This is a genomic window from Pseudomonas sp. (assembly GCF_050739775.1).
Lineage (GTDB): Bacteria > Pseudomonadota > Gammaproteobacteria > Pseudomonadales > Pseudomonadaceae > Aquipseudomonas.
Genome location: NZ_JBOICA010000055.1, coordinates 23,459 through 32,531 on the forward strand (window position 1 = coordinate 23,459; position 9,073 = coordinate 32,531).

The 9,073-nt window shown below is 63.4% G+C and carries 10 protein-coding genes; 2 read left to right on the forward strand and 8 right to left on the reverse strand.

The window, feature by feature from the left end; translation table 11 throughout:
- Positions 1–13 precede the first annotated feature (13 nt).
- Together ACRESH_RS22060 and ACRESH_RS22065 are read right to left on the reverse strand one after the other, a co-directional pair.
- Positions 14–805: a fumarylacetoacetate hydrolase family protein gene (locus ACRESH_RS22060; RefSeq protein WP_431743967.1), complete on the reverse strand. Its 792-nt coding sequence runs from the start codon at positions 803–805 to the stop codon at positions 14–16.
- Complete coding sequence (locus tag ACRESH_RS22065; RefSeq protein WP_431743968.1) at positions 802–1,629, reverse strand: alpha/beta fold hydrolase; 828 nt, start codon at positions 1,627–1,629, stop codon at positions 802–804. The genes ACRESH_RS22060 and ACRESH_RS22065 overlap by 4 nt, the downstream gene beginning before the upstream one ends.
- A 154-nt stretch (positions 1,630–1,783) precedes the next feature.
- On the opposite strand from ACRESH_RS22065, the gene ACRESH_RS22070 reads away from it, so the two are divergent.
- A complete protein-coding gene (locus ACRESH_RS22070; RefSeq protein WP_431743969.1) occupies positions 1,784–2,557 on the forward strand; it encodes an SDR family oxidoreductase in 774 nt (257 codons plus the stop codon).
- A gap of 31 nt (positions 2,558–2,588) precedes the next feature.
- Positions 2,589–3,092 (forward strand): SRPBCC family protein, encoded by a 504-nt coding sequence (locus ACRESH_RS22075; protein WP_431743970.1) that lies wholly within the window; start codon positions 2,589–2,591, stop codon positions 3,090–3,092.
- Positions 3,093–3,106: 14 nt separating this feature from the next.
- Here ACRESH_RS22075 and ACRESH_RS22080 read toward each other — a convergent pair whose 3' ends face one another.
- From ACRESH_RS22080 to ACRESH_RS22105, 6 genes are read right to left on the reverse strand one after another with little or no spacing between them, the layout of a single operon-like run.
- Complete coding sequence (locus ACRESH_RS22080; protein ID WP_431743971.1) at positions 3,107–3,502, reverse strand: steroid Delta-isomerase; 396 nt, start codon at positions 3,500–3,502, stop codon at positions 3,107–3,109.
- 2 nt (positions 3,503–3,504) lie between these two features.
- Positions 3,505–4,707 (reverse strand): acetyl-CoA C-acyltransferase, encoded by a 1,203-nt coding sequence (locus ACRESH_RS22085; protein WP_431743972.1) that lies wholly within the window; start codon positions 4,705–4,707, stop codon positions 3,505–3,507.
- Between the two features lie 31 nt (positions 4,708–4,738).
- Positions 4,739–5,197 carry a MaoC family dehydratase gene (locus ACRESH_RS22090; protein WP_431743973.1) on the reverse strand — a complete coding sequence of 153 codons (459 nt, stop codon included), beginning with the start codon at positions 5,195–5,197 and terminating at the stop codon, positions 4,739–4,741.
- 2 nt (positions 5,198–5,199) lie between these two features.
- Complete coding sequence (locus ACRESH_RS22095) at positions 5,200–5,982, reverse strand: SDR family oxidoreductase (RefSeq protein WP_431743974.1); 783 nt, start codon at positions 5,980–5,982, stop codon at positions 5,200–5,202.
- A gap of 16 nt (positions 5,983–5,998) precedes the next feature.
- Complete coding sequence (locus tag ACRESH_RS22100) at positions 5,999–7,192, reverse strand: acyl-CoA dehydrogenase family protein (RefSeq protein ID WP_431743975.1); 1,194 nt, start codon at positions 7,190–7,192, stop codon at positions 5,999–6,001.
- Complete coding sequence (locus ACRESH_RS22105) at positions 7,189–8,361, reverse strand: acyl-CoA dehydrogenase family protein (protein WP_431743976.1); 1,173 nt, start codon at positions 8,359–8,361, stop codon at positions 7,189–7,191. The genes ACRESH_RS22100 and ACRESH_RS22105 overlap by 4 nt, the downstream gene beginning before the upstream one ends.
- Positions 8,362–9,073: the final 712 nt, after the last annotated feature.

Here is a 9,073-nt window from a genome sequence, read left to right on the forward strand (position 1 = left end):
TCAACCTCGCACGTTACGCGCAGAACGACACCCGGGCACTGCCCAGGCCGTCGATGGTCAGGGAAAACTGATCGCCGGCCTGCGCCGGCTCCAGCGGTACCAGTGAGCCGGAAAGAATGATTTCCCCGGCCTTGAACGGGATGCCGAAGGCCCCCAGGGTGTTCGCCAGCCAAGCCACCGCGGTCAGCGGATTACCCTGCACTGCCGAGCCCAGGCCTTCGCTGATCAGTTCGCCATTCTTGAACACCTGCATGCGCAGGTTGGGCAGATCGAGCTGACGCGGATCGACACGGCTGTCACCGAGCACGAAGACCCCGCAGGAAGCGTTGTCGGCGACAGTGTCCTGAATGCGGATGCGCCAGTCCTGGATGCGCGAATCAACGATCTCGAAACATGCCATCACGTACTCGGTAGCTGCCAGCACATCGGCCTCAGTGACGCCGGGACCGATCAGGTCATGCTTGAGTTTGAAGGCGATCTCACCTTCGGCGCGTGGCTGGATCAGGCGGTTTTGCCCCAGGGAAATCCGCGCGCCGTCGGCAAAGGCCATCTGCTCGGTAATAAAGCCGAAGTCGGGTTGATGCACATTGAGCATGCGCTGCACCGCCGCCGAGGTGACGCCGATCTTCTTACCGACGATCCGGTCGCCTGCGGCCACCCGGCGCTCGATGCTGTAGAGCGAAATATGGTAGGCATCCTCGATGCTGATCTGCTCCCAACGCTCACTCAACGGCTGCAGAGTGCTGCCGCTGCACAAGGCCTGATACAGTTCTTCGCCATACTGGCGACGCAGTTGTTCGCTCATGCCCGGTCCTCCGCCAGGAACGCCAGGCAATCGCGGTTGAACAGCTCACGGTGCTCGACCATTACCCAGTGACCGCACTCGCTCAACAGCACGAAGCGAATCCGCTTGCAGGCCGCGAGCATTGTCTGCGCACCGGAGGCTGGGCAGAACTTGTCGTTCATACCCCAGAAGCCGAGAATCGGGCATTGCAGTTCGCCCAGACGCGACGCCAGGTTCGGCACCTGCATGCTCGACAGCACGCAGGTCGGTTGCTGACTGACCACCGCCACCCGCTCGGCCACGGTTTCATCGCTGATCAGCGACGGGTCGAACAGTTGCAGGCTGAGCAGGCGACGCATGCCAGCAGCGTCATTGAGTTCGCCATTGGCGAAGGCGGCGGCCATTTTCTGGATGCCTTCCATCTGCAGGTAGTACTGCTCTTTCTCCATCAGCCCGCCCGGGGCCATGAGCACCAGGCGCCTGACCCGCTGCGGCTGATCCAACGCCAGCTTGATGGCGACGGCCCCGCCCAGGGAGTTACCGACCAGTACGCAGCGCTGGATATCCAGGGCATCGAGCAGGCCGCTCAGGGCGTTGACGAAAAAATCCAGGCTGTAGGTGCTCTGCGGCTTGCTGGAGCCGCCGTAACCGGGCAGGTCCGGGACGATCACCCGATACCCGGCTGCGGCGAACACCGGGTAATTCTGTTTGAAGTTGCTGTGCCCGCTGGCGCCTGGGCCGCTGCCGTGGATGAAAACCACCGCCTCGCCCGTGCCAACGTCCTGGTAATGCAGCTGCAAACCATCGGGCAGCGTGACCACGTGCCCTTGCGCTGATGCGCCCATGAGGTGCCCTCCCGGCCTGTTGTTGTCCCGGGATTATTCAGAGCGCCTTGGCGAGCAACATCGTCCGACAGGACTACTAGTCCCTTCGGACGTTGGCCCTTGCCCGCGGCCTGCCTAGCATCTGAAGCATTACTGTGGCTAACACGAGGCTGGCATGCACAACCCTATGGATTTTCGCGGCAAAGTGGTCCTGATCACCGGTGGTGGCAAAGGGGTGGGACGCGGCATCAGCCGGCGTTTTCTCGAATGCGGCGCCGAGGTGGTGATCTGCGGGCGCCAGGCCCCCACAACCCTGCCCGCCAGCGCCGGACGTGAGGCGTTGTTCCTGCCGTGCGACCTGCGTGACATCGAGCAGGCGCAGCAGTTGATGGCGGCCGTGGTCAAGCGCTTCGGACGCCTTGACGTGCTCATCAACAACGCCGGTGGCGCGCCTTATGCCGAAGCGGCCAGCGCCTCGCCGCGCTTCAGTGAATCGATCATCCGCCTCAACCTGCTGGCACCGCTTAACCTGAGCCAACTGGCCAACCAGGTCATGCAAGCACAGACAGACGGCGGCAGCATCATCAACATCTGCAGCGTTAGCGCCACTCGCCCCTCCCCAGGCACCGCAGCCTATGGCGCGGCCAAGGCCGGGCTGCTCAACCTGAGCCGCTCGCTGGCGGTGGAATGGGCACCCAAGGTGCGAGTCAATGCCGTCACCGCCGGGCTGATCCTCACCGAACAGGCGGCCCTGCACTACGGCGACGAAAACGACCTGGCCCAGGTCGCCGCAACCATCCCCCTGCAACGCCTGGCCGATCCCGAAGACATCGGCGACACTTGCCTGTACCTGGCCTCGGCCCTGGCCCGCTATGTCAGCGGCGCCGACATCGCCGTGCATGGAGGCGGTGAACGCCCGGCGTTTCTTGACGCGGCAAAGAACCAATAACCCTCGCGCCTACACGCAAAGGAACAAATCGATGCCTGTCATTGCCAGCCACAGCGTTGTGCTCAACCTTTCTCCGGCTGCTGCCTGGGACAAACTCCGTGACCTCAGCCTCGCCCCGTACTATGTCCCCGGCTTGACCGGCTGCCGTTTTCATCCCGGTCCGCAGGAAGGACTGGGCGCCAGTCGCCGGGTATTTCGCAAGGGCGGCCAATGGCTCGATGAAAGCGTGGTGCACTGGCAGGAACGCCAAGGCTTCGCCCTGATGCTGCACAAGGGCAATGCCGGAGCCCCTCTACCGTTTCGCCAGGCCTGTTTCCACTATGCCTTGCAGGCCGAAGGTGAAGGCACGCGGATTACCACCAGCCTGCATTATCACCTGCGTGGCGGACGCCTGGTCGAGCGCCTGTTGCGCGGATCATTCGTTAAGGTGGTACGGCAGATCGCCGAGAACCTCGGGGCGTATTATGAAAGCGGGCGCACTCAGAACCCCGACTTCATCGACCCCCACCTGCAAGGCCACACCCCGACGGGGTGAGCCTTGCAGTACCTTCACGCCGGTGCCTGCACGCTCAGGTTAACCTCACTCCAGTAGGCTTGCATGGTGCGGATCCGGCCTTGCTCATCAAAGCTCATCACATCGATCACATCCAGCGCACAGGGTTGGCCGTTCCAGATCATCTCGACGCGAAACGGCATCGCCCCACAGCCGTTATGGCTGGCCCGTACCGGCCCGGTCAGACGCGCGTTGACCTTGCTGGCCCCCAGACCCTGGCGGTAAAACGCCGCAATCTGTTCACGGCCGCGGATCGGCGGCTGGCCGAACGGGTCTTCAACCGTGGCATCGTCGGCGTACATCTGCACGATCGCCTCGATATCACCGGCATCGACCCGCTCGACATAACGCGCCATCAGCACCTGGACTTCCTGTGCAGTCGGTTTGTTCATGCTCAGGCCACCTCGAACAGCGCAGCGGCACCCATGCCACCGCCGATGCACATGCTCACCACCACGTAGCGCACACCACGGCGCTTGCCCTCGATCAGGGCGTGGCCGACCATCCGCGCACCCGACATACCGAATGGATGGCCAATGGCAATCGCCCCGCCGTTGACGTTCAGCCGCTGGTTGTCGATGCTCAGGGTATCGCGGCAGTACAGGACCTGGCTGGCGAAGGCTTCGTTGAGCTCCCACAGGCCGATGTCCTCGACCTTCAGGCCATGGCGCTTGAGCAGTTTCGGGATGGCGTATACCGGACCGATGCCCATCTCGTCAGCATTGCAACCGGCCACGGCCAGGCCGCGATAGATGCCCAGCGGGGCGAGGCCTCGCTGTTCGGCCAGCTTTGCGCTCATCAACACCGATGCCGAAGCGCCGTCGGACAGTTGCGAGGCGTTGCCAGCGGTGATGAAGCGCCCTGCTTCGGTCCACTGCCCGCCCTGCCACACCGGCTCCAGGGCGCTGAGACTGGCCAGGGTGGTGTCGGCGCGATTGCATTCGTCACGCAACAGGGTCACGGTGTCGTAGCGGGTCTCGCCGCTGGCCTTGTCGATGATCGCCTTGCGCGTGGTCAGCGGCGCAAGCTCCTGGTCGAACAGCCCGGCGGCTTGCGCATTGGCCGTGCGCAGCTGGCTCTGCAGGGCATAGGCGTCCTGTTCCTGGCGCAAAATGCCGTAGCGCTGTGCGACGATTTCGCCGGTTTCAATCATCGGGATGTAAGCATGGGGATCGCGCTCGAGCACCGCCGAGGACTGATTGCGATAGAGGTTCTTGTGCTTGTTCTGCACCAGCGAAATCGACTCCAGGCCACCGGCAACGGCAATGTCGATTTCATTGCAGATGATGCCCTTGGCCGCCAGGGCAATGCTCATCAGGCCCGAGGCGCACTGGCGCTCAACGGCCATCCCGGCGACCGAGGGCGGCAAGCCGCCTGCGATGGCGCACAGGCGGCCGAGGTTGTAGGCCTGGGTGCCCTGCTGCGCGGCGGCACCGATGATCACGTCATCGACCTCGTCGACGGCGATCCCGGCACGGCGCACCGCCTCACGCACGACATGGCCACCCAGGGCCGGCGCCTCGGTATCGTTGAAGGCACCGCGAAAAGCCTTGCCGATCGGCGTGCGGGCAGTAGAGACGATTACAGCTTCATTCATGCTCACTTCCTCGAATGCCTGAGCCTTTGACTCAGGCGGGGTAATAACGGCTGATGGTGTCGACCACGCAACCAGGACGCTCCTGGCCTTCAATCTCGACGGTGACGCGGATGACCGCCTGGACCCCGCCGCCGACCTGCTCGACCTTGATCAACTGGGCGTTGCCGCGAACCCGCGAGCCAACCCGCACCACGTTGGGAAAGCGCACCCGCTCGCAACCGTAGTTGACGCCCATGGCGATCCCGCGCACGTCGACGATCTGCGGCAGGAACAGGTTGACCAGGGCCAGGCTCAGGTAACCGTGGGCGATGCAGGCACCGAACGGGCCCGTGGCGGCACGTTGCGGGTCGACATGAATCCACTGGTGATCGCCGCTGGCGTCGGCGAACAGGTTGATACGCGCCTGGTCGATGGCCAGCCATTGGCTGACGCCCAGCACCTCGCCCTCGGCGTCGAGCAAGGCCTGGGGCGTGTCGAAGATTCGGCTCATGCTCAGGCCCTCTGGCTGGAAACCGACAGCACTTCGCCGGTCATGTACGAGCTGTAGTCGCTGGCCAGGAACATCATCACGTTGGCCACCTCCCAGACTTCGGCGGCGCGGCCGAAGGCTTCGTTCGCCGCCAGTTGCTCAAGCACGGCCTGGGGCGCGGAACGCGCGAGAAAGTCATGCAGTGCGATACTCGGGCTGACCGCATTGATACGAATCCCATGGCTGGCAGCCTCGACCGCAGCGCAACGGGTCAAGGCCATCACCCCAGCCTTGGCGGCGGCGTAATGCGCCTGCTCTTTCTGCGCCCGCCAGCCGAGCACCGAGGCATTGTTGACGATCACCCCGGCGCGGCGCGCCATCATCTTCGGCAGGATGGCGCGGGTCATGCGCATGGTGCCGGTAAGGGTGACGTCGAGCACCCGGTTCCATTCCTCATCCGGCATCTCGACCAGGGCTCGGGAACCGCCGAGGCCGGCGTTGTTGATCAGCACATCGACACCGTCCAGGTCGCGCTCGGCGCAACTGATCAGGTGTTGCACCTGGGCTTCATCGGTGACGTTACACAGCTCGCCGAAAACCTGCGAAAGCCCCGTGGCTTCGCGGATCTTCGCCACAGCCTCAGCCAGGCGGCCCTGGTGAATGTCACTGATCATCAGGGCCCGGCAGCCTTCTTCGGCTGCGCGCAAGGCGGCGGAAAAGCCGATACCGGAACCTGCCGCGGCGGTGATCAGCACCGACTTGCCGCGCAACAGGCCATGGCCTGCAACATAGTGGGGGGTGGACATGGACAAACTCCTCAGGTCAGGGACGCAGGCGCGCTTCCTTGGGCATGCCCAGGGCGCGCTCGGCAATGATGTTGCGCTGGATCTCGTTGCTGCCGCCGTACAGGGTGTCGGCGCGACTGAACAGATACAGCGATTGCAGCCGGGTGAGCTGATAGGGGGCGGCCTCGAGCAGCTCCGCTGCGGGGCCGAGCACGTCCATGGCCAGCTTGCCGAGATTGGCGTGCCAGCTGGACCAGAACAGCTTGTAGATGGTGGCTTCCTTGCGCAGGGAGCCGTCCTGGGGGCCGGAGAGCATGCGCAGCGAGTTGTAGCGCATGATCCGCAAGCCACACCATGCCTCGGCCAGGCGCTGGCGCAGGATCGGATCGCGGGCCGCGCCGTTGCTTTTGGCGATAGCGATGATCTCGCTCAGCTCGTTGTGAAACTGCATCTGCTGGCCCAGGGTCGAGACCCCACGCTCGAAACCGAGCAGCGCCATGGCAATCTTCCAGCCATCTCCTGGCTGGCCGATGATGTTGGCGGCGTCGGTCCGGGCGTTATCGAAGAACACTTCGTTGAATTCCGAAGTGCCGGTCATCTGCTCGATCGGTCGCACGCTGATCCCGGCCTGGGCCATCGGCACCAGCAGGAACGACAGCCCGCGATGGCCAACGCTGCCGGGCTCGGTACGGGCGATCACAAAGCACCAGTCCGACTCATGGGCCAGCGAGGTCCAGACCTTCTGGCCGTTGATCAACCAGGTGCCGCTCTGGGCGTCCAGGGCGGCGCGGGTCTTGACGTTGGCAAGGTCGGAACCTGCGCCCGGCTCCGAATAGCCCTGGCACCAGAACTGCGTGCCATTGACAATGCCGGGCAACAAGCGGCGTTTCTGCTCGTCATTGCCGAACGCAGCAATGGTCGGCCCCGCCAGGCCTTCGCCGATATGCCCCATCCGCCCGGGGCCACCGGCGCGGGCGTACTCTTCGTGGAAGATCACCTGTTGGTTGATCGACAGGCCACGACCACCGTGCTCCGGCGCCCAACCGACACAGGTCCAGCCGCCTTCGGCAAGCCTGCGTTCCCAGGCTTTGCGTTCCTCGGGAAACATGTGCTCATCGCCCGGACCGCCGCGAAAACGCAGGCGTTCGAACTCCCCGCAGAGGTTGGCGGCCAGCCAGTCGGCGAGCTCCTGACGGAAGCGTTCGTCCTGTTCGCTGAAACTGATCTTCATGGCTGCTCCCCGATGATTGCTGTAGCGATCTGTTGCAGATGCCAGGCCGGCGCGCCGAGATAGCTTTCGCTGGCGCGAGCACGTTTGAAATACAGATGCGGGTCGTATTCCCAGGTAAAACCGACGCCGCCATGCAGCTGGATCGACTCCGCCGCACAATGAAAGTAGGTTTGCGAGCACTGGGCCTTGGCCAGGGCAGCGGCCAGTGGCAACTGCTCGGCCACCTGCTGATCGCCTTGCGGGTCGAGCACTTCCTGGGCAACGCAGGCTGCGTAGTAACTTGCCGAACGTGCGCACTCGACCTGCAGCATCATGTCGGCGGCGCGATGTTTGAGGGCCTGAAAGCTGGCGATCGGCCGACCGAACTGTTGACGTTCCTGCATGTAGGCCACACTCAGGTCCAGGACCTGCTGGGCGCCGCCAGTCTGTTCCGCGGCCAGGCCGATGCAGGCCAGTTGCAACACTTGCTGCAAGGCCTGCCAGCCATTGCCGGCCTGCGCCAAGAGCGCCTCGGGCCGCAGATACACACGGTTGAAATGCACCCGCGCCAGCCGGCGGGTCTGGTCCATGGTCGGCAACCACTGCCTGTCGATGCCTGCGCTGTCGGCCTCGACGACAAACAGACTGATACCCGCCTCGCCTTCGCTGCCTGGCGTGCGGGCAGCGACGATCAGCAGATCGGCGCTGTCGCCATCGATCACCTGGCCGAAGCAACCGTCGAGTACAAAACCCTCGCCTTCGCTGCTCACCGTGGCCTGGATATCTTCGGCGCCCCAACCGCTGCCGCGGGTAAAGGCCAGGGTCGCGGTCACGCTGCCTTGGGCGATGCGTGGCAGCCAGGTATTTTTCTGCCTCTCGTCTGCCGCCAGCAGCAAGGCTGGGGTGGCCAGACAGGCGGTGGCGAAGAACGGTGAACAGAACAGCCGGCGGCCCATCTGCTCGAGCAGAATGCTCAATTCGACAAAGCCCAGGCCGAGGCCGCCATAGGCCTCGGGAATGTGGATGGCAGGCCAGTACATCTCGCTGCACAGGCGTTGCCACAGGGCTTGGTCATACCCTCTATCACTGCTCATCGCCGCCCGCACGGCGGCACAGTCGGAAACATCGGCAAGAAAGCCCTCTGCCGAAGTACGGATCATTTCCTGCTCGTCGTTGAATGCAAATTCCATCGCGGCGCCTTTTACTCGTCTGGCGGAGGTGCCCACGAGTTTGGCCAGATGAGATCGCAGCAGAATCGTTTGCCTCGCCTAGTCCGGATGGCCGATGCCCGGCGATCAAGTCACACAAAAAAACATTCTTCACGGAATCCCGGGGGGCATGATCTTGGGACGGAACTGGGTTTCGGATGGGAGTTTATCCATTCAATGTGGCGCCGCTGCTGGCCCCTTCCGCCTTTACGGCGGGTCCATACATCTTGGCAAAAGGAACCAAAACCGCTCGTTCTTGATCTTGATCTTGATCTTGATCTTCATGCACGCAAGTTCAGGCGCCGCAGATCGCGACTTCAGGAGGCCGAGCGAAGGTGCCTGTAGGGGCAGTGCGCAGCACCTTCGGCGTTAGCCGAAGACGCGAGCCGTAGACTTGGCGTAGCAAGTCGTAGGCCGCGTGGCCCCGGAAGGCGCCGTAGCGAGGGGACCCGGAGCGCAGCGTAGGGCCGTATGCAGGAGCAAGCGGTTTTGCCTACTTTTCCCAAGAGAAATCTATGGTCACCCCCTTTTTTGCAATACTGATTAACGGATGAAATGGGTGGCTTAAAATCTATCCGGCGTCTTTTGGGCTCGTATCCCGCGCCACGATGAGTGTTCGCGCCTGACGATCCTTAAAAAGTAGGCGGCTTCGTTGAGCCAAATTCTCTTCCAGGATCATCGTCAGGCCGATCAG

Excerpts from the sequence above, each read along its gene's own strand:
- ACRESH_RS22060 (WP_431743967.1), bottom strand. The coding sequence starts at position 805 with ATGAGCGAACAACTGCGTCGCCAGTATGGCGAAGAACTGTATCAGGCC.
- ACRESH_RS22065 (WP_431743968.1), bottom strand. The coding sequence starts at position 1,629 with ATGGGCGCATCAGCGCAAGGGCACGTGGTCACGCTGCCCGATGGTTTG.
- ACRESH_RS22070 (WP_431743969.1), top strand. The coding sequence starts at position 1,784 with ATGCACAACCCTATGGATTTTCGCGGCAAAGTGGTCCTGATCACCGGT.
- ACRESH_RS22075 (WP_431743970.1), top strand. The coding sequence starts at position 2,589 with ATGCCTGTCATTGCCAGCCACAGCGTTGTGCTCAACCTTTCTCCGGCT.
- ACRESH_RS22080 (WP_431743971.1), bottom strand. The coding sequence starts at position 3,502 with ATGAACAAACCGACTGCACAGGAAGTCCAGGTGCTGATGGCGCGTTAT.
- ACRESH_RS22085 (WP_431743972.1), bottom strand. The coding sequence starts at position 4,707 with ATGAATGAAGCTGTAATCGTCTCTACTGCCCGCACGCCGATCGGCAAG.
- ACRESH_RS22090 (WP_431743973.1), bottom strand. The coding sequence starts at position 5,197 with ATGAGCCGAATCTTCGACACGCCCCAGGCCTTGCTCGACGCCGAGGGC.
- ACRESH_RS22095 (WP_431743974.1), bottom strand. The coding sequence starts at position 5,982 with ATGTCCACCCCCCACTATGTTGCAGGCCATGGCCTGTTGCGCGGCAAG.
- ACRESH_RS22100 (WP_431743975.1), bottom strand. The coding sequence starts at position 7,192 with ATGAAGATCAGTTTCAGCGAACAGGACGAACGCTTCCGTCAGGAGCTC.
- ACRESH_RS22105 (WP_431743976.1), bottom strand. The coding sequence starts at position 8,361 with ATGGAATTTGCATTCAACGACGAGCAGGAAATGATCCGTACTTCGGCA.